Origin of the sequence: Streptomyces sp. MMG1533 (assembly GCF_001279775.1) — a bacterium.
GTDB lineage: Bacteria > Actinomycetota > Actinomycetes > Streptomycetales > Streptomycetaceae > Streptomyces.
In genome coordinates this window covers 21,726-40,214 of the sequence record NZ_LGDG01000257.1, presented here as the reverse complement: position 1 = coordinate 40,214, position 18,489 = coordinate 21,726, and the positions used below count along the sequence as shown (strand labels likewise).

The following is an 18,489-nucleotide window of genomic DNA, read 5'->3' as shown; positions in this document are numbered from 1 at the left end:
GGACCGTATGCCCATGGCACATCCACATGGCAAATACGCGGACTTCGAGGGACTGCGGGAGCGGGCGGTCGCCTTGCGGCGAGCCGGCCTCAGCCGACGCCAGATCCGCGACCGACTGCACGTCGACAACAACGACATCCTCAACCGCCTCCTGGAGGGCGAGCCGCCTCCTGAATGGACGAAGCGCCCGAACGCCAAGGACGACCTGCGGGACAAGGCGAGGGAACTCCGGCTCCGGGGCTGGACATACGACCAGATCCAGGTGGAGCTGGGGTGCTCCAAGAGTTCGATCTCGTTGTGGGTGCGGGATCTGCCGAAGCCGGAGCGGCGACGGACCCCCGATGAGGCTTCGGCTATCGCCAGGCGAGGCTGGGAGGCCACCCTGCAGCGCCGCGAGGAGGAGCGCCAGCGCACGAAGGCCGCCGCCGAGCAAGCGGTCGGCAACCTGTCCGACCGGGAGGTGTTCCTGGCGGGCGTGGCGCTCTATTGGGCCGAGGGCGCCAAGGACAAGTCGTACAGCCGCCGCGAGAGGCTGCACTTCATCAACAGCGACCCGAACGTCGTCAGCTTCTTCCTGCGCTGGCTCGATGTACTCAGCGTGGAGCGCGAGCGCCTGCGCTTTCGGGTGAGCATCCACGAGTCGGCCGACGTTACGGGCGCCGAAGAGTTCTGGGCCGGACTGGTGGGCGTGGAAACCTCCGCCTTCCAGAAGGCCACCCTCAAGAAGCACAACCCGAAGACGAACCGGAAGAACACCTCGGAGGCATACCGCGGCTACTTGATCGTTTACGTCACGAAGAGCGCTGACCTTTACCGTCGCATGGAAGGCGCCTGGTACGGCATAGTAGGGGCTGCGCCCGTCGCCGATCTAGAGAATCGGACATAACGGGTCAGATTATCCCGGGTCGTCTAATGGCAGGACAAAGAGTTTTGGTCTCTTGAATGAGGGTTCGATTCCTTCCCCGGGAGCCCCCTCTCAAAACCGGGCCCTGACAGTACTGTCAGGGCCCACTCTCATGTCCCCCACGAAACGCCCCGGTATCCTGCGGATGTCCACCCCCACCCATCCAAAGCCGAAGGGCAACCCCGTGAGCGCCATTCGCCCGGCAGCCGTCGTCGTTCTTGCAGCGGGTGAGGGCACCCGTATGAAGTCGGCCACACCCAAGGTTCTGCACGAGATCTGTGGCCGGTCCCTCGTGGGCCATGTGCTCGCCGCCGCGCGTGAGTTGCAGCCCGAGAACCTCGTCGTGGTCGTGGGTCACGCCCGCGAGAAGGTCACCGCGCATCTGGCGGAGACCGACGCCGAGGTGCGTACCGCGGTGCAGGCGCAGCAGAACGGCACGGGGCATGCCGTTCGGATGGCGTTGGAGGAGTTGGGCGGGTCGGTCGACGGGACCGTGGTCGTGGTGTGCGGGGACACGCCTCTGCTGACCGGTGAGACGTTGCGGCAGCTCGCCGCCACTCACTCCGCCGACGGCAATGCGGTCACCGTGCTGACCGCCGAGGTTCCGGACGCGACCGGTTACGGCCGGATCGTGCGCGACCACGTCTCCGGGGCCGTCACGGCGATCGTCGAGCACAAGGACGCCTCCGACTCGCAGCGGGCCGTTCGGGAGATCAACTCCGGGGTGTTCGCCTTCGACGGGCAGCTTCTGGCGGACGCGCTCGGGAAGGTTCGTACGGACAACTCCCAGGGGGAGGAGTATCTGACCGATGTCCTGGGGATTCTGCGTGAGGCCGGGCATCGCGTGGGCGCCTCGGTTGCGGGTGATCATCGTGAGATCGCCGGGATCAACAATCGTGTGCAGTTGTCCGAGGCTCGGCGGATTCTCAACGACCGGTTGCTGAGCCGCGCGATGCTCGCCGGTGTGACCGTCGTCGATCCGGCCACGACCTGGGTCGATGTCACGGTGACGTTCGAGCAGGACGCCATCGTCCACCCGGGCACTCAGCTGCACGGTGCCACTCATCTCGGGGAGGGTGCCGAGGTCGGGCCCAACAGCCGGCTGACGGACACCCGGGTGGGTGCGGGGGCGCGGGTCGACAACACGGTGGCGGACGGGGCGGACGTCGGGCCGCTGGCGACCGTCGGGCCGTACGCCTATCTTCGGCCCGGTTCGTGTCTCGGGCCCAAGTCGAAGGTCGGTACGTACGTCGAGACCAAGAACTCCTCCATCGGGGAGGGGACAAAGGTCCCGCACCTCTCCTATGTCGGTGACGCGACCATCGGTGATCACACCAACATCGGTGCGGCGAGTGTCTTCGTGAACTACGACGGGCAGGACAAGCACCGCTCCACCGTGGGGTCGCACTGTCGTACCGGTGCGGACAACATGTTTGTGGCGCCTGTCACGGTCGGGGACGGTGCTTACACCGCCGCGGGGTCCGTGATCACGAAGGATGTGCCGCCCGGTTCGTTGGCCGTGGCCCGCGGTCAGCAGCGGAATATCGAGGGTTGGGTGGCTCGTAAGCGTCCGGGGAGCGCGGCTGCGAAGGCGGCCGAGGCGGAGTCCCGGCAGGGTGAGAGCGAAGGCTGACCGGAAACGGGTGCGTCAAACACGGCGTACCGTGATAAGTGCACATCCGCACGCCCCACCAGCCGAGACGGCCTCTCGCAGCCAGCTGAGACGGTCTATCGGTACCCAGTTGAGACACCTCTGAGGAGACAGTGCTGTGACCGGGATCAAGACGACCGGCGAGAAGAAGATGATGTTCTTCTCCGGCCGCGCCCACCCCGAGCTTGCCGAGGAGGTCGCCCAGCAGCTGGGTGTCGGGGTTGTCCCGACGAAGGCCTTCGACTTCGCGAACGGCGAGATCTATGTGCGCTATCAGGAGTCGGCGCGTGGTGCGGACTGCTTTGTGATCCAGAGCCACACGGCTCCGATCAACCAGTGGATCATGGAGCAGTTGATCATGATCGACGCGCTGAAGCGTGCGTCGGCTCGCTCCATCACCGTCATCGTGCCGTTCTACGGTTACGCGCGGCAGGACAAGAAGCACCGTGGGCGTGAACCGATTTCGGCGCGTCTGATCGCGGACCTGATGAAGACGGCGGGTGCCCACCGCATCCTGACCGTGGATCTGCACACGGACCAGATCCAGGGCTTCTTCGACGGCCCGGTGGACCACCTGTTCGCCCTTCCCCTCCTTGCGGACTACGTGGGCAAGAAGGTCGACAAGGGCAAGTTGACGGTCGTGTCCCCGGACGCCGGGCGGGTGCGGGTCGCCGACCGCTGGTGCGACCGGCTGGGTGCGCCGCTGGCCATCGTGCACAAGCGGCGTGACAAGGACGTGGCGAACCAGGTGACCGTCCACGAGGTCGTGGGTGAGGTCAAGGGCCGGGTGTGTGTGCTGGTCGACGACATGATCGACACCGGTGGCACGATCTGTGCGGCCGCGGACGCGCTGTTCGCGCACGGTGCGGAGGACGTCATCGTGACGGCGACGCACGGTGTGCTGTCGGGTCCGGCGGCGGACCGGCTGAAGAACTCGCGGGTGAGCGAGTTCGTGTTCACGGACACGCTGCCGACGCCGGGTGAGCTGGGTGCGGACCTGGACAAGATCAAGGTGCTGTCGATCGCGCCGACGATCGCGAGTGCGGTGCGTGAGGTGTTCGAGGACGGTTCGGTGACGAGCCTGTTCGACGAGCAGTAGAGATCGCGGGCGTGAGATCGCTGCCGTGAGATCGCTGGCGTAAAGATCCTTTTGGGTGCGGCCTCCCCCTCCGAGTAGACTGCTGAAGTTGCTCGGCGAGGGAGGCCGTTCTCCGTTTTCTACGACGGTGGATCGGCTGTCCGTTATCGACGCGCTCTTCGTAGCAGGCCGTTCGTGGCCGGGTGACCACGTCCGTACCTATTTCTACGAGGAGTGATCCCATGTCCGAGATCAAGCTCGCCGTGTCGACCCGTACCGAGTTCGGCAAGGGTGCCGCCCGTCGCATCCGCCGTGACAGCAAGGTTCCGGGTGTTCTGTACGGCCACGGTTCCGACCCGATCCACCTCACGCTTCCGGGCCACGAACTGCTGCTCGCGCTGCGTACGCCGAACGTCCTGATCGCCCTGGACATCGACGGCAAGTCCAACGAGCTGGCGATCCCGAAGTCCGTGCAGCGTGACCCGATCAAGGGCTTCCTTGAGCACGTGGACCTGCAGCTGGTCACGCGGGGCGAGAAGGTCAACGTCGAGATCTACGTGCACACCGAGGGTGAGCTGGCCCCGGGCGGCAACCTGCTGGAGCACGTGCTGAACGCGCTTCCGGTCGAGGCCGAGGCCACGCACATCCCCGAGTCCGTCACGGTCTCCGTGGAGGGCCTGACGGCCGGTGACTCGATCCTTGCGAAGGACATCCCGCTGCCGTCGGGCACCAAGCTGGGTGTCGACGGTGACACCGTCGTCCTGCAGGTGCTGGCCGCGCAGGCCGAGGAGGCCGCCGAGGGCGAGGCCGAGGGCGAAGAGTCCGCCGAGGCCTGATCCTCACCTTCGTCGTTTCGTCAGCCGCTGTTCCCCACGGGAACGGCGGCTGGCGCGTATCAAGGAGACATGCACGTGACGACCGATGCAGGCGCCCCCTGGCTGATCGTCGGCCTCGGCAACCCCGGGCCCGAGTACGCAGCCAACCGGCACAACGTCGGCTTCATGGTCGCCGATCTGCTCGCGGAGCGGATCGGGGGCAGGTTCAAGCGGGCCGGGAAGGCGCAGGCGCAGGTCGTGGAGGGGCGGATCGGACCGCCCGGGCCGGCGAACCGGCGGGTGGTGCTGGCGAAGCCGATGTCGTACATGAACCTGTCGGGCGGGCCGGTGAACGCGCTCAGGGACTTCTACAAGGTGCCCGTGGCGAACATCGTGGCCATCCATGACGAGTTGGACATCGACTACGGGGTGCTCCGGCTGAAGCTCGGTGGCGGGGACAACGGGCACAACGGGCTGAAGTCGATGACGAAGGTGATGGGTGCGGACTATCACCGGGTGCGGTTCGGGATCGGGCGGCCTCCGGGGCGTATGCAGGTCGCGGACTTCGTGCTGAAGGACTTCTCGTCGGCGGAGCGCAAGGAGTTGGACTACTTCGTGGACCGGGCCGCCGATGCCGTCGAGTGTCTGGTGATCGAGGGGCTGGAGCGGGCGCAGGGCACGTACAACTCCTGAGGGCGGGGAGACGTACAACTCCTGAGGGCGGGGACAGGTACGTCTCCTGAGGGCGGGGAGACGTACAACTCCTGAGGGCGGGGACAGGTACGTCTCCTGAGGGCGGGGAAGGGCCGGGGAAAGGTACGTACAACTGCCGACTTGTCCGTCACCGACACCCGGCGAAGTTGACCGACCGCAGCGCCATGGCCAATGATCCCGGCCATGCCTGCCACTACCGCCACCTCCCGCCAGGCTTCCGTCACCGCGCTGCGGTTCGGGCGGCTCGCGGCGATGGGTGCGGTCGCGGCGCTGATCCTGATCGCCGGTGTGTGGGGGTCCTGGGGGACGGCACAGCACGTGATGCTCACCAAGGGGCGGGAGCGTGGCACGGTCGAGGTGACGCGGTGCGGCGAGGACACCTGTACGGGGCCGTACACGCCGGCGTCGGTGGGGTCGACCGCCCGCAGGAACGTGGTCATCGAGCACACGGTCGCCGTGCGCAAGGGGCAGACGTACACCGTGGTGGTGAAGCCCGGCAGCGACGACGTGGTGCGCTCCGGTCCCGCCGGGATCCTGTACGCGTGGGTGCCGATGGGCGGCGCGCTGCTGCTCGCCTCGGTCGTGGTGGCGGGCGGGCTGCGGCGGACTCGGGTCGCGTGGGTGTTGGCGGGGTCGGGGGTCGCGCTGCTCACGGCCGTTTTTGTGGTGGTGTGAGGTACTTCGGCGATCTCGACTTCTGTGGCCGAACTATTCGTTCCCTGTTCGTGATTGACCTGCGGTCATTCCCGGCTGGATGCTGAGCCGCCCCCTCCACATCTTCCCTTTCGCATCTCGAAGATGGAATTGCCCCATGCGTATCCTCAGCCGCGCCGGCGTCCTGTCCGCCGTAGCAACGGCGGCCTTCCTGGCCGCCCCCCTCGCGCACGCCACGCCTCTTGCCACCGGCGGCGACAACGGCACCGTGAAGATCCACGACGCCACCACCGGCGAGGAGCTCCGCAAGAACGAGCCCCACGTCTGCACCTTCTACCTCGACGCCTTCGGCTTCGACGCCGTCCAGCAGGTCGACTGGCACATCGAGGCCTGGGCCCCGACGGCCGACGTCAAGGGCGAGACGGTGAAGTCCGGCGAGATCGCCCTGGACGCCGACGGTCACGGGCGTACGGACGACCTGTCGCTGCCCGACGGGCACTACAAGCTGTTCTGGAACTTCGACGGCGAGAACGGCGCCGCCAAGCACAAGGTGTTCTGGACGGACTGCGGGGACGACGGGGAGGGCGGCGGTTCGACGCCGTCCGGTTCGGCCTCGCCGAGCTCCTCGGCGGGCGAGTCGGCGAGCCCGTCCGCGTCGCCGAGCCCGGGCTCGTCCGCCGGCATTTCGGCGGACCCGTCGGCTTCCTCCTCCCCGTCCGCCCAGGGCACCGGGGGCGACCTCGCCGAGACCGGCAACGGCGCCCCGGTGGGCCTGCTGTCCGGCCTCGCGGCCGCGCTGGTCGCGGGGGGCGGTTACCTGGTGTTCCGTCGCCGTAAGGCCTGATCGCGCATACGGCGGTGCCCCCGAGCTTCTCCGAGGCTCGGGGGCACCGTCGTATGTACGAGGACCGTCAGCCGGTGTTGCGCAGGCCCGCCGCCACGCCGTTGACCGTCAGCAGCAGGGCCCGGGACAGGAGCGGGTCGGGCTGCTCGCCGGCGGCTGCCGCGTCGCGCTGGCGCTTGAGCAGGGTGACCTGGAGGTAGGAGATCGGGTCGAGGTAGGCGTCGCGGATGCTGAAGGTCTGCTTCAGCACCGGTGTGGCGTCCAGGAGTTCCTTCTCGCCGGTCACCTTCAGCACCTCGCGCACGGTCAGTTCGTGCTCGGCCCTGATCGTGTCGAAGACGTGCTTCAGGTCGTCCGGGACGAGCGTGTCGACGTAGTGGGCGGCGATCCGCAGGTCCGTCTTGGCGAGGGTCATCTCGACGTTGGAGACGAAGTTGCGGAAGAAGTGCCACTGCTCGTGCATCTCGTCGAGCACGGTGTCCAGGCCCGCCTCGCGCAGGGCCTTGAGTCCGGAGCCGACGCCGAACCAGCCGGGGACGATCTGCCGGGACTGGGTCCAGCCGAACACCCACGGGATGGCCCGCAGTCCGTCGAGGGAGACGCCCGAGCCGGGGCGGCGGGAGGGCCGTGAGCCGAGGTGCAGGTCGGCGAGCTGGTCCACCGGCGTCGACGCGAGGAAGTACGTCGGCAGGTCCGGGTCCTCGACGAGCCTGCGGTAGGCCGAGTGGGCGGCGTCGGACACCAGGTCCATGGCGGCGTCCCAGCGGGCCAGCGCCTCGTCGGACTGGCGGGGCGCGGTGTGCAGGGCGGAGGCCTGGAGGGTGGCCGCGACGGTCAGCTCCAGGTTCTCCCGGGCCAGGGACGGCACGAGGTACTTGTCGGAGATGACCTCGCCCTGTTCGGTCACCTTGATCTCGCCCTCCAGGGTGCCCCAGGGCTGGGCGAGGATCGCGTCGTGGGAGGGGCCGCCACCGCGGCCGACGGTGCCGCCGCGGCCGTGGAACAGCCGGAGCCGGACGCCGTACCGGTGGGCGACGTCACGCAGCCGGCGCTGCGCGCGGTGGATCTCCCACTGCGAGGTCGTGATGCCGCCGAACTTCGAGGAGTCGGAGTAGCCGAGCATGACCTCCTGGACGTCGCCCCGCAGCGCGACCAGGCGCCGGTAGGACGGGTCGGAGAGCATGTCCTCCAGGATGGTGTCGGCGGCCTTGAGCTCGTCGGTGGTCTCCAGGAGCGGCACGATGCCGATCTTCGCCCAGCCGGCGTGCAGGTCGAGCAGGCCGGCCTCGCGGGCGAGGACGGCGGCGGCGAACACGTCGTCGGCGCCCTGGCACATCGAGATGATGTACGACTCGATGACCTCGGGCCCGAAGACCTCCAGGGCCCGCTTCACGGTCTGGAAGACACCGAGGGTCTTCTCGCCGGCCGCGTCCACGGGCGCCGGGGTGGGCCCGAGCGGACGGCGGGAGCGCAGCTCCTTGGCGAGCAGCTTGCCCCGGTACTCGCGGGGCATGTCGGCGTAGCGCCAGGACTCCTCGCCGAGGCGGTCGAAGAGCTGGCCGAGGGCGTGGTGGTGGGCGTCCGCGTGCTCGCGTACGTCCATGGTGGCGAGCTGGAGGCCGAACGCGGCGAGCGTGCGGATCGTACGGTCCATGCGGCCGTCGGCGAACAGGCCGCCGCGGTGCTCGCGCAGGGAGGTCTGGATCAGGGTGAGGTCGCCGATCAGCTCGGACGTGCCGAGGTAGTCGCGGCCCTCCTCGTGCGGGATGCCCTTGGCCAGGCGCTGCTTGGTGTTCTCCAGCTTCTGCCGGATGCAGGTGGCCTTGAGGCGGTAGGGCTCCTCGGCGTTGAGGCGCTTGTAGCGGGGGCTGATCTCCGGGAGGCGCTCCAGGTCCGTGCGGAGGGACTCCAGGAGCTCCTCGGTGGCTCCGGTGTAGCGGATGGAGTTGGAGAGGAAGCCGCGCAGCTCGTCGATCATCTCCAGGGCGTCGTTGATGCCGTGCTCGTGCTGGAGGATCAGGACGTCCCAGGTGACCTGGGGGGTGACGTTCGGGTTGCCGTCGCGGTCGCCGCCGATCCAGGTGCCGAAGGTGAGGGGGCGGGTGGCGTCGGGGAGCTTGACGCCGACGCGCTCCAGCTCGGCCGTCAGGTCCTCCAGGACGTCACCGACGGCGCCGGCGTGCAGTTCGTCCAGGTAGTAGATGGCGTTGCGGGCCTCGTCGGCGGGCTCCGGGCGGACGACGCGCAGCTCGTCCGTCTGCCATACGAGGTCGATGTTCTCGGCCAGACGGGTGTCGTAGCGGCGGCGGTCGGCCTCGATGACCGGGGTCTCCAGGAGGGCTGCGATGCGCCGGAGCTTGTTGAGGACCGAGCGGCGGGCGGCCTCGGTGGGGTGGGCCGTGAACACCGGGCGGACGTTCAGGTTGGCGACCGTCTGGCGCAGGTGCTCGGGGTCGGCGTCCTTGAGGCGGTCGGCCGTACGGGCGAGCAGGCTGCCCTCGGCGGCGCGCTTGGCGCGCAGTTCGCGGCCGCGGTGCACCTGCTCGGTGACGTTGGCCAGGTGGAAGTAGGTGGAGAAGGCGCGGACCAGCTTGGCCGCGGTCTGCAGTTCGGTGCCCCGCAGCAGCTCGGCGGCGGCTTCGCCGTCCTCGCGGGTGAGGCGGCGGACCTTCTCGACCAGTTCGAGCAGCTCGGGACCCTCCTGGCGTACAAGGGTCTCGCCGAGGAGGTCGCCCAGTCGCCGGATGTCGGCGCGCAGCTCGGTGCTGGTCGACGTGGTGTTCGTCGTCAGGTCGTCGGCACTGCTCACAGGTGCGGCTCCTTGCAGTGTTGAAGCTCGTCCGGAGGGGGAACCCGGACGGCGGACAGGCGGCTGCTGCCGCATACGGGCCGGGCATCCGGGAAGAAATCAGAGCGGACCGCGCTGTCCGACCGATCCAAGGATAGGTGTCCACGCGGACGCGCAGAATCTCGGGCTCTTGCCGCAGGCCGACGCGCTGCCATACTTACGAAGCCGTAGGTTACGGAACCGTAGGAAGTACGGCACGGTTCGCCCGGCACGGCATCTGCCTCAATCCAAGACCCCACAGGGGACGCGCATGACGTCAAGCTCCGATGTGATCGAAGGCTCCTCGAAGGCCCCCGACGACACCCCCACTCCCTCCGCCACCCTGGGTGGCGAGCAGAAGCGTTCGATCGAGCAGATCACGCTGCTGCTCTTCATCACCGTCCCGTTCCTCGCGCTGCTGGCGGCCGTGCCGCTGGCGTGGGGCTGGGGTGTGAGCTGGTTGGACCTCGGCCTTCTGGTCTTCTTCTACTACCTGGGCTGCCACGGCATCACGATCGGTTTCCACCGCTACTTCACCCACGGCGCCTTCAAGGCGAAACGGCCCCTGCGGATCGCGCTGGCGATCATGGGGTCGATGGCGGTCGAGGGGCCGCTGGTGCGCTGGGTGGCCGACCACCGTAAGCACCACAAGTTCTCCGACGCCGAGGGCGACCCGCATTCGCCGTGGCGTTTCGGGGAGACGGTCCCCGCGCTGATGAAGGGCCTGTGGTGGGCCCACATCGGCTGGATGTTCGACGAGGAGCAGACCTCGCAGGAGAAGTACGCGCCGGATCTGATCAAGGACAAGGCGATCCGGACGATCTCCCGGCAGTTCATCCTGTGGACGCTTCTCTCGCTGGCGCTGCCCGCGGTGATCGGCGGTCTGGTGACGATGTCCTGGTGGGGCGCCTTCACCGGCTTCTTCTGGGGCTCGCTGGTCCGGGTGGCGCTCCTGCACCACGTGACGTGGTCGATCAACTCGATCTGCCACGCGGTCGGCAAGCGGCCGTTCAAGTCGCGCGACCGCTCGGGCAACGTGTGGTGGCTGGCGGTCCTGTCGTGCGGCGAGTCCTGGCACAACCTGCACCACGCCGACCCGACGTCGGCGCGGCACGGGGTGGAGCGGGGCCAGTTGGACTCCTCGGCACGGTTCATCCGCTGGTTCGAGATGCTCGGCTGGGCCCATGACGTGCGTTGGCCGTCACGCTCGCGTATCGATTCCCGCCGTAACACGGGTGAGGACGCTTCCCGGCGCAAGAGGGAGACGGCGAAGGCGGCATGATTGACGGCGTGGCGACCGACTCCAGCAGCACCCCGAGCAATGAGAAGCCGCGGCGTGCGCGTCGCACCCGGATGACCGGTGCGGAGCGTCGCCAGCAGCTGCTGGAGATCGGTCGCACCCTCTTCGCCGCGAAGGGTTTCGAGGGCACGTCGGTGGAGGAGATCGCGGCGAAGGCCGGGGTGTCCAAGCCGGTGGTCTACGAGCACTTCGGGGGCAAGGAGGGGCTGTACGCGGTGGTGGTGGACCGCGAGATGCGGCGCCTGCTGGAAATGGTGACGAGCTCGTTGACGGCCGGTCATCCGCGGGAGCTGTGCGAGCAGGCGGCTTTCGCGTTGCTGGACTACATCGAGGAGTACACGGACGGTTTCCGCATCCTGGTCCGTGACTCGCCCATCCCCCAGTCGACGGGTTCCTTCGCGTCCCTGATCTCGGACATCGCCACCCAGGTGGAGGACATCCTGGGCCGCGAGTTCAAGAGCCGCGGCTTCGACCCGAAGCTGGCCCCGCTGTACGCGCAGGCCCTGGTCGGCATGGTGGCGCTGACCGGCCAGTGGTGGCTGGACGTCCGCCGCCCGAAGAAGGCGGAGGTCGCCGCCCATCTGGTGAATCTCGCGTGGCACGGGCTGGACGGGCTGGAGGCCAAGCCGCACTTGATAGGGCGCCGGAAGAGCTAAATAAACGTTTCCGTAGATTAACCTTGTGACACAATGCGGGCATGACTGAGATTGCGATCAGCGCGGCCCGTTCCCAGCTCGGCGACCTGGTGCGGCGCGCGGCGCACAGCCGCGAGACCATTGCACTCACCGATCACGGGCATGTGGCGGCGCTCCTGGTCTCTCCGCAGGTGATAGAGGATCTGGAAGACGCCCTGGCTCTTGCCGACTACCAGAGGCGCAAGGCGGAGGGCACGCTCGGAGAGGGCATTCCGCACGAGGAAGTCGGACGCATGCTGGGGCTGCGCCCGTGACCTACCGCATCATCTGGGAACCACCGGCCACGAACGCCGCGGTGCGGTTCCTCAAGGACGACCCAGTGGGTCTGGCCGCCGTGTACGAGGCCGTTGACGCACTCGCGGAAGCGCCGCGCCCCTCGAACTCCACCGCGTACGGGGTGAACATCCGCCGCCTCCGCGTCGGCGCCTATCGCGTCCTGTACGTCATCGACGACGAAGTGATCCACATCCTCGTCACCCACCTGGGCCGAACGGGCTGACCACCGGCTCCAGGAACTCCAGGCGGTTGCCCACCGGGTCCTCGGCGTAGAAGCGCCGGTGACCCGGCAGGTCGTCGTCCCAGGTGACCGCGGCCCCGCGGGCCTCCAGCCGGGTCGCATACGCATCCATGTCCGTCACCCGAAGCCCCGGGTGGGCCTTCTTCGCGGGGCGGAAGTCCGCCTCGACGCCCAGGTGCAGCTGCACCGCACCCGCCTGGAACCAGCAGCCTCCACGCGCCGCGAGCACCGGCGGCTTGGGGAGCTCCGTCATACCGAGGACGCCGACGTAGTACGCCCGCAACCGCTCCTCGGAGCCGGGCGGGGCGGCGAGCTGCACATGGTCGACGGCGGTGATCATCACGCCTCCTTGCGGGCGACCGCGAAGATGCGGCGGAAGGGGAAGGGCGTGCCGTGCGGCCCGGTCGGATAGGCCTCGCGCAGGACCGCCCGGTACTCGGCGACGAACTCCTCCCGGGCGTCCGGGTCGTCGTCGAGCGCGGTCAGGACGGGGCGCAGGCCGGTGCCCTTCACCCAGTCGAGCACCGGATCCTCGCCCTCCAGCAGATGGACGTACGTCGTCTCCCACACGTCCGCCGTGCAGCCGAGGTCGGCCAGCCGCTCCAGGTAGACCTCGGGTGCGAGGACGGCGTCGTCGTGCCGCAGGGTGTCGGCGAGGCGGTGCTTCCAGCGGGCGGAGTGGGCGAGTTCGCGCATCAGCCGGTGGCTGGGGGCGTCGAAGTTCCCCGGGACCTGGAAGGCGAAGGTGCCGCCCGGCACCAGACCCGCCACCCACTGCGCGAACCGCTCCACGTGCCCCGGCACCCACTGGAGGGTGGCATTGCTGACGATCAGGTCGTACGGCTCCGGGGGCGCCCAGGTCAGAACGTCGGCGTGGGCGAAGTCGAGGCGGCCGCCGCCGGGAGTGGGGCCCGCGTGGTCCGCGTGCGCCTTGTCGAGCATCTCCGGCGAGTTGTCGTACCCGGTGATGTGCGCGGCGGGCCAGCGGCCGGCGAGCAGGGTCGTGACGTTGCCGGGCCCGCAGCCGAGGTCGGCGATGCGGGGTGGCCCCGCGGGCGGTCGCGCGGGCAGGTCCGGGACCCGGGCGAGGAGGTCGGCGAAGGGGCGGGCACGGTGGTCGGCGTGGCGCAGATACTGGGCGGGGTCCCAGGTGGGGGCGGTGGCGGGCATGGCGGGCCTCCTCGTCGTGACCGTACTCAACGGGTTCCCAGCCTGCCCAGGATTTACCTTGACGTCAAGAGACTTGACATCAAGAGACTTCACATCGACACAACCACTACACTGATCGTCATGGAGGACGAGGTCGATCGGCTGGTATCAGCATGGCGCCGGGAGCGCCCGGACCTCGACGTGGAACCGCTCGAGGTACTCAGCCGGGTGAGCAGACTGGCCCGGCACCTGGACCGGGCCCGCCGGCTGGCCTTCGCCGAGCACAGCCTGGAGCCCTGGGAGTTCGACGTACTGACGGCACTGAGGCGCGCGGGAACGCCGTATCAGCTCTCGCCGGGACAGCTGCTGACCCAGACCCTGGTCACCTCGGGCACGATGACGAACCGCATCGACCGCCTGACCAAGAAGGGCCTGGTGGAGCGGCTGCCCGACCCGAGCGACCGGCGCGGCGTGCTGGTCCGGCTCACGGACGACGGCAAGGACCGCGCCGACCAGGCCCTGGCCGGACTGCTCGACCAGGAGCGGGCCATCCTCGCGGAGCTGTCCCGCGCCCAGCGGAGCGAACTTGCCGGACTGCTACGCCAGTTGACCGCCCCGTTCGACAACATCCCCGGCTAGGTCGACGGGGCCGACCCCCGCCCGCCGCGCCAGCGCGACGGCGGCCAGCGTGGAGTGCACCCCGAGCTTGCCGAGGACGTTCTGCATATGAGTGCGGACGGTGTGCGGGGAGAGGAAGAGCCTCTCCGCGACGGCTTTCCGCCCGAGCCCGGCGACCATGCAGCGCAGCACTTCCCGCTCCCTCGGCGTGAGGGACTCCACCAGCTGTTCGCTCTCGGTGCGGTGCTTGCGCGCGGCGGTCAACTCCCGCAGGACGCCGGTGAGCAGGGCGGGCGGCAGGTGCGTCTCCTCGCGCAGGACTCCTCGTATGACCGTCAGCAGCCGGGACAGCGAGCAGTCCTTGGCGACCCACCCGGAGGCGCCGGCCTGCAGGGCGAGCGCGGCGCGGCGCGGGTCGTCCTTCTCGGCGAGCACGACGATCCGGACGGCGGGCTGCGACGAACGCACCCCGACGACCAGCGAGATCCCGTCGACGAGGCCGTCCTCGCCCACCTCCTGGACCGGCACCGCGGGCCGGACGCCGGGCACATTGCCGCCCAGGTCGGCGTCGACCAGCAGCACGTCGTAGCGGCGCCCCTCGGCGGCCGCGCGCTCCAGACTGCGCAGCGCGGCGGGACCGCTGCCGGCCGCGGAGACCTCCACGTCGGGCTCGGCTGCCAGCGCCGCGGCGAGTGACTCGGCGAAGATGCGATGGTCGTCGACGACCAGGACTCGGATGCGAACCACGAAACCCCCTTCCCCAAGCTCCTGAAGAGCAGGGGACACCTCAAGGTCCGGAGAACGACGACTTGTACGCGGATACGACGCCCAGGGGCATCCGTCACCGCACGGCCGCCGCCGTGCAGAACCTGTTACCCCCACTTCGGGCGTCGTACCCGACTGTCTCGCCCCCTGATCACACCGGCCCCCACCGGTGCTGTTCATCAGAGTACGGCCGGGGGGCAGGAGCGGAAGGCAATTTGCAGAACTGGCAGTCCGACGCGTTTATGGTGAGCCGCATGTTTCGTATGGAGACAGAAGTCGACAAGGAACGGCGCGATCTTCTCCGGACCCGGCTGCGGGAGACGAACACGGCGGCCTCCCCCGTCCTGCGCGCCCTGCGCGGCACCCCCGGCGAACGCGAACACCCGCTGCACGTCTGGATCCTGGACGAGGCCGACCGCCTGGCCGGCGGCCTCGTCGGCCACACCTGGGCGACCTGGCTCCATGTGACGTACCTCTGGGTCGACGAACGCCACCGCGGCGCGGGCCTGGGCGCCGGCCTGCTCGCGCAGGCGGAGCGGACGGCCCGTCGCGAACGGGGGTGTGCGGCCGTACGCCTGGAGACCTGGGACTTCCAGGCGCCGAGGTTCTACCGGAAGCAGGGGTACGAGGTGGTGTGCGTGATCCCCGACTATCCGCCGGGGATCACGGAGTACACGCTGACGAAGCGGCTCAGCTGAGCCTGCGCGCGCCCGCCGCCGGTACGGCCTCGAACACCCGGGGCGCGGTGAAGTTGGCCGCCGCGAAGGCCTCCTGGACGGCCTTGGTGATGGTGTCGACGTCGGCCGCCTCCGCGAGGACGATCGCCGAGCCGCCGAAGCCGCCGCCGGTCATACGGGCGCCCAGCGCACCGGCCATGAGGGCGGTGTCGACCACCAGGTCCAGCTCGGGGCAGGAGATGCGGAAGTCGTCCCGCAACGACGCATGCCCCTCGATCAGGACCGGGCCGATCGCGCGGGTGTCGCCCGACTCCAGCAGGGACACGACCCGCTCGACCCGCTCGTCCTCGGTGACGACGTGACGCACCAGGCGGCGGACCTCCTCCTCGTCGCCCAGCCGCTCCAGCGCCGCGTCGAGTTCGGCGTACGGCACGTCCCGGAGGGCGTTCACGCCCAGCAGGTCGGCGCCCTTCTCGCAGCCGGCCCGGCGCTTGCCGTACTCACCGTCGCTGTGGGCGTGCTTGACCTGGGTGTCGACGACCAGCAGGCGCATGCCCTCGGCGGCCAGGTCGAAGGGGATCTGCTTCTGGGAGAGGTCGCGGGTGTCGAGGAACAGGGCGTGGCCGGCCTCGCAGCAGGCGGACGCGGTCTGGTCCATGATGCCGGTGGGGGCGCCGACGTAGACGTTCTCGGCGCGCTGGCACAGGCGGGCCAGCTGCCAGCCCTTGAGGCCGAGTTCGAAGAGGTCGTTCAGGGCGAGCGCCACCACGACCTCAAGGGCCGCCGACGAGGACAGGCCCGCGCCGGACGGCACCGTCGAGGTCAGGTGGACGTCCGCGCCGGTGACCGGGTGGCCCGCCTCGCGCAGGGCCCAGACCACGCCCGCCGGGTACGCCGTCCAGTTCCGGTCGGACTCCGGGGCCAGGTCGTCGACGCGCAGTTCCATGACGCCGCCCTCGATGTCGGCAGAGTGCAGGCGCAGTACGCCGTCCTCGCGCCGGGACACCGCGGCGACGGTGACGTGCGGGAGGGCGAACGGCATGACGAAGCCGTCGTTGTAGTCGGTGTGTTCGCCGATGAGGTTGACCCGGCCCGGCGCCGCCCACACCCCTTCCGGCCGGTCCCCGTACAGCTCCTCGAACCGCTCGGCGACAGCCACTGCGACAGCCTCGCTCATGCCCTGACCCCTGACCTTTCCGTACGTACTGGTTGCAGCCGGTGGCTGCGTTGTCGCTAGTTTCCGCGCCGCTGCGCGAAGTCCCACGCGTCCGCGACGATCCCCGCGAGATCCGCGCGGGACGGGTTCCAGCCCAGCTTCTCGCGGGCGGCGGCGGCCGACGCCACCAGGACCGCCGGGTCGCCGCCGCGGCGGGGGGCCACGACCTCGGGGATCGGGTGGCCGGTGACCTGCCGGACCGTCTCGATGACCTCACGGACGGAGAAGCCGTTGCCGTTGCCGAGGTTGCAGATGAGGTGCTCGCCGGGGGTGGCCGCCTTCACCGCGAGGAGGTGGGCCTCGGCCAGGTCCGCCACGTGGATGTAGTCGCGGACGCAGGTGCCGTCCGGCGTCGGGTAGTCGTCGCCGTAGACGGAGATCGCGTCCCGCCGGCCCTGCGCGACCTGGAGGACGAGCGGGATCAGGTGCGACTCGGGGTCGTGGCGCTCGCCGGACTCGCCGTACGCGCCCGCCACGTTGAAGTAGCGCAGGGAGACCGCGGCCAGTCCGTGAGCCGCCGCCTCACTCGTGATCATGTGGTCGACCGCGAGCTTCGTGGCGCCGTACGGGTTGGTGGGCTGGGTCGGCGCCGACTCGACGATCGGGACCTGGGTCGGCTCGCCGTAGGTGGCGGCCGTCGAGGAGAAGACGAGCCGGCGCACGCCCGCCTCGCGCATGGCGCCGAGCAGGGCCATGGTGCCGCCGACGTTGTTGTCCCAGTACTTCTCGGGCTTCACGACCGACTCGCCGACCTGGGAGGAGGCGGCGAAGTGCAGGACGGCGTCGAAGGTGGAGTCGAGCCACTTGGCGGCGTCGCGGATGTCGCCCTCGACGAAGGTGGCCCCGGCCGGGACGCCTTCGCGGAAGCCGGTGGAGAGGTTGTCGAGGACGACGACCTCGTGACCCGCCTCCAGCAGATGCCGGGCGACCACGCTGCCGACGTACCCCGCACCGCCCGTGACCAGATACTTGCCGCTCATGAACTAGCTACCTCTCGCAGTCGCTCGGCCGCGGCCTCCGGCCGGATGTCGTTGATGAACACGTTCATGCCCGACTCGGAGCCCGCGAGGAACTTCAGCTTGCCGGAAGTACGGCGAATGGTGAAAAGCTCGAGGTGCAGCGCGAAGTCGTCACGGCTGACGCCCTCGAACTCCTCCAGCGCACCGAACGGCGCCTGGTGCCAGGCGGCGATGTACGGCGTCGGAGGCTCCCCCGCCCCTTCCTTCTCTCCACCCGGCCCGTCGAAGATCCGGTCGAAGCGCCTCAAGAGTTCCAGATAGACCTTGGGGAACTCTGTGCGCGCCTCCTCGTCGAGGCCGAGCAGGTCCGGCACGCGGCGCTTCGGGTACAGGTGCACCTCGTACGGCCAGTGCGCCGCGTACGGCACGAAGGCGACCCAGTGCTCCCCCTCCAGGACGACCCGCTCTTCGGCGAGTTCGCGCGCCAGGACGGCGTCGAAGAGGTTCTCACCCCCGGTCGCCTCCTTGTGCGCTGCGACAGAACGCAGCATCAGCGCGGTGCGCGGCGTGGTGAAGGGGTAGGCGTAGATCTGCCCGTGCGGGTGTCCCAGGGTCACACCGATCTCCGCGCCACGGTTCTCGAAACAGAACACCTGCTCCACGGAGGGCAGATGCGACAGCTCCGACGTCCGGTCGGTCCACGCGTCCAGGACGAGCCGTGCCTGCTCCTCGGTCAGGTCGGCGAAGGACGCGTTGTGGTCGGAGGTGAAGCAGACCACCTCGCAGCGGCCCGAGTCGCCGGCCAGCGAGGGGAAACGGTTCTCGAAGACCACCGCGTCGTACGACGAGTCCGGTATCTCGCTCAGCCGGTCGCCCTGCGACGGGCACAGGGGGCACTCGTCGGCCGGCGGGTGGTAGGTGCGGCCCTGGCGGTGCGAGGCGATGGCGACCGCGTCGCCGAGCAGCACGTCCCGGCGGACCTCGGACGTGGTGACGGTCGGGTCCAGCGGACGGCGGTCGACCGCGTCCCGCACGGTGTCGTCACGCAGGTCGTAGTAGATCAACTCGCGACCGTCGGCCAGCCGGGTCGAGGTCTTCTTCACTGC

Annotated in this window: 20 protein-coding genes and 1 tRNA gene; 14 read left to right on the top strand and 7 right to left on the bottom strand. The window is 69.3% G+C overall.

All coding sequences use genetic code 11. The features are described 5' to 3' along the window. Positions 1 to 13 precede the first annotated feature (13 nt). From ADK57_RS37755 to ADK57_RS37720, 8 genes are all read left to right on the top strand, one after another. Complete coding sequence (locus ADK57_RS37755; RefSeq protein ID WP_053754207.1) at positions 14 to 886, top strand: hypothetical protein; 873 nt, start codon at positions 14 to 16, stop codon at positions 884 to 886. 12 nt (positions 887 to 898) lie between these two features. Next, positions 899 to 969, top strand: a tRNA-Gln gene (locus tag ADK57_RS37750). A 119-nt stretch (positions 970 to 1,088) separates the two neighbouring features. Beyond that, entirely contained in the window at positions 1,089 to 2,537 is a 1,449-nt protein-coding gene (gene glmU / locus ADK57_RS37745) for a bifunctional UDP-N-acetylglucosamine diphosphorylase/glucosamine-1-phosphate N-acetyltransferase GlmU (RefSeq protein ID WP_078973559.1), read from the top strand. Between the two features lie 136 nt (positions 2,538 to 2,673). After that, positions 2,674 to 3,654, top strand: a complete 981-nt coding sequence (locus ADK57_RS37740) for a ribose-phosphate diphosphokinase (protein ID WP_053754205.1) — start codon at positions 2,674 to 2,676, stop codon at positions 3,652 to 3,654. 221 nt (positions 3,655 to 3,875) lie between these two features. Further along, entirely contained in the window at positions 3,876 to 4,469 is a 594-nt protein-coding gene (locus tag ADK57_RS37735; RefSeq protein ID WP_053754204.1) for a 50S ribosomal protein L25/general stress protein Ctc, read from the top strand. A 69-nt stretch (positions 4,470 to 4,538) separates the two neighbouring features. Beyond that, the gene (pth, locus tag ADK57_RS37730; RefSeq protein ID WP_053754203.1) at positions 4,539 to 5,141 is read left to right on the top strand and encodes an aminoacyl-tRNA hydrolase; all 603 of its coding nucleotides are present in this window, start codon (positions 4,539 to 4,541) and stop codon (positions 5,139 to 5,141) included. A 192-nt stretch (positions 5,142 to 5,333) separates the two neighbouring features. Further along, positions 5,334 to 5,837 (top strand): hypothetical protein, encoded by a 504-nt coding sequence (locus tag ADK57_RS37725; protein ID WP_053754202.1) that lies wholly within the window; start codon positions 5,334 to 5,336, stop codon positions 5,835 to 5,837. Between the two features lie 136 nt (positions 5,838 to 5,973). Next, positions 5,974 to 6,660: an LPXTG cell wall anchor domain-containing protein gene (locus ADK57_RS37720; RefSeq protein WP_053754201.1), complete on the top strand. Its 687-nt coding sequence runs from the start codon at positions 5,974 to 5,976 to the stop codon at positions 6,658 to 6,660. A 67-nt stretch (positions 6,661 to 6,727) separates the two neighbouring features. Here the strand turns inward: ADK57_RS37720 and ppc are convergent, their stop codons facing one another. After that, positions 6,728 to 9,469: a phosphoenolpyruvate carboxylase gene (gene ppc, locus ADK57_RS37715; RefSeq protein ID WP_053754200.1), complete on the bottom strand. Its 2,742-nt coding sequence runs from the start codon at positions 9,467 to 9,469 to the stop codon at positions 6,728 to 6,730. 289 nt (positions 9,470 to 9,758) lie between these two features. Between ppc and ADK57_RS37710 the strand changes: the two genes are divergently transcribed. From ADK57_RS37710 to ADK57_RS37695, 4 genes are read left to right on the top strand one after another with little or no spacing between them, the layout of a single operon-like run. Next, positions 9,759 to 10,769, top strand: coding sequence for an acyl-CoA desaturase (locus ADK57_RS37710; RefSeq protein ID WP_053754199.1), 1,011 nt, complete (start codon positions 9,759 to 9,761; stop codon positions 10,767 to 10,769). After that, the gene (locus tag ADK57_RS37705; protein WP_053754198.1) at positions 10,766 to 11,443 is read left to right on the top strand and encodes a TetR/AcrR family transcriptional regulator; all 678 of its coding nucleotides are present in this window, start codon (positions 10,766 to 10,768) and stop codon (positions 11,441 to 11,443) included. The genes ADK57_RS37710 and ADK57_RS37705 overlap by 4 nt, the downstream gene beginning before the upstream one ends. A gap of 41 nt (positions 11,444 to 11,484) precedes the next feature. Continuing rightward, a complete protein-coding gene (locus ADK57_RS37700) occupies positions 11,485 to 11,736 on the top strand; it encodes a type II toxin-antitoxin system Phd/YefM family antitoxin (RefSeq protein ID WP_053754197.1) in 252 nt (83 codons plus the stop codon). Then, on the top strand, positions 11,733 to 11,981 hold the full coding sequence (locus ADK57_RS37695) for a type II toxin-antitoxin system RelE family toxin (protein ID WP_053754196.1): 249 nt from the start codon (positions 11,733 to 11,735) through the stop codon (positions 11,979 to 11,981). The genes ADK57_RS37700 and ADK57_RS37695 overlap by 4 nt, the downstream gene beginning before the upstream one ends. On the opposite strand, the gene ADK57_RS37690 is transcribed toward ADK57_RS37695, so the two are convergent. Together ADK57_RS37690 and ADK57_RS37685 are read right to left on the bottom strand one after the other, a co-directional pair. Then, positions 11,956 to 12,339 carry a VOC family protein gene (locus tag ADK57_RS37690; protein ID WP_053754195.1) on the bottom strand — a complete coding sequence of 128 codons (384 nt, stop codon included), beginning with the start codon at positions 12,337 to 12,339 and terminating at the stop codon, positions 11,956 to 11,958. The genes ADK57_RS37695 and ADK57_RS37690 overlap by 26 nt on opposite strands. After that, positions 12,339 to 13,169 (bottom strand): trans-aconitate 2-methyltransferase, encoded by an 831-nt coding sequence (locus tag ADK57_RS37685; protein ID WP_053754194.1) that lies wholly within the window; start codon positions 13,167 to 13,169, stop codon positions 12,339 to 12,341. Before ADK57_RS37685 ends, ADK57_RS37690 begins: the two co-directional genes overlap by 1 nt. 120 nt (positions 13,170 to 13,289) lie before the next feature. On the opposite strand from ADK57_RS37685, the gene ADK57_RS37680 reads away from it, so the two are divergent. Beyond that, positions 13,290 to 13,787 (top strand): MarR family winged helix-turn-helix transcriptional regulator, encoded by a 498-nt coding sequence (locus ADK57_RS37680; protein ID WP_053754193.1) that lies wholly within the window; start codon positions 13,290 to 13,292, stop codon positions 13,785 to 13,787. Here the strand turns inward: ADK57_RS37680 and ADK57_RS37675 are convergent. Next, positions 13,746 to 14,513 (bottom strand): LuxR C-terminal-related transcriptional regulator, encoded by a 768-nt coding sequence (locus ADK57_RS37675; RefSeq protein ID WP_053754192.1) that lies wholly within the window; start codon positions 14,511 to 14,513, stop codon positions 13,746 to 13,748. The two genes, ADK57_RS37680 and ADK57_RS37675, sit on opposite strands and share 42 nt — an antisense overlap. Before the next feature lie 260 nt (positions 14,514 to 14,773). On the opposite strand from ADK57_RS37675, the gene ADK57_RS37670 reads away from it, so the two are divergent. Then, the gene (locus ADK57_RS37670; protein WP_053754191.1) at positions 14,774 to 15,229 is read left to right on the top strand and encodes a GNAT family N-acetyltransferase; all 456 of its coding nucleotides are present in this window, start codon (positions 14,774 to 14,776) and stop codon (positions 15,227 to 15,229) included. On the opposite strand, the gene galK is transcribed toward ADK57_RS37670, so the two are convergent. The 3 genes from galK to galT are packed head-to-tail and all read right to left on the bottom strand — an operon-like array spanning position 15,222 to position 18,486. Continuing rightward, complete coding sequence (gene galK / locus ADK57_RS37665) at positions 15,222 to 16,385, bottom strand: galactokinase (protein ID WP_053754190.1); 1,164 nt, start codon at positions 16,383 to 16,385, stop codon at positions 15,222 to 15,224. The two genes, ADK57_RS37670 and galK, sit on opposite strands and share 8 nt — an antisense overlap. A 56-nt stretch (positions 16,386 to 16,441) precedes the next feature. Continuing rightward, complete coding sequence (gene galE / locus ADK57_RS37660; RefSeq protein WP_053754189.1) at positions 16,442 to 17,404, bottom strand: UDP-glucose 4-epimerase GalE; 963 nt, start codon at positions 17,402 to 17,404, stop codon at positions 16,442 to 16,444. Continuing rightward, a complete protein-coding gene (gene galT, locus ADK57_RS37655) occupies positions 17,401 to 18,486 on the bottom strand; it encodes a galactose-1-phosphate uridylyltransferase (RefSeq protein WP_053754188.1) in 1,086 nt (361 codons plus the stop codon). The genes galE and galT overlap by 4 nt, the downstream gene beginning before the upstream one ends. Between the last annotated feature and the right edge of the window lie 3 nt (positions 18,487 to 18,489).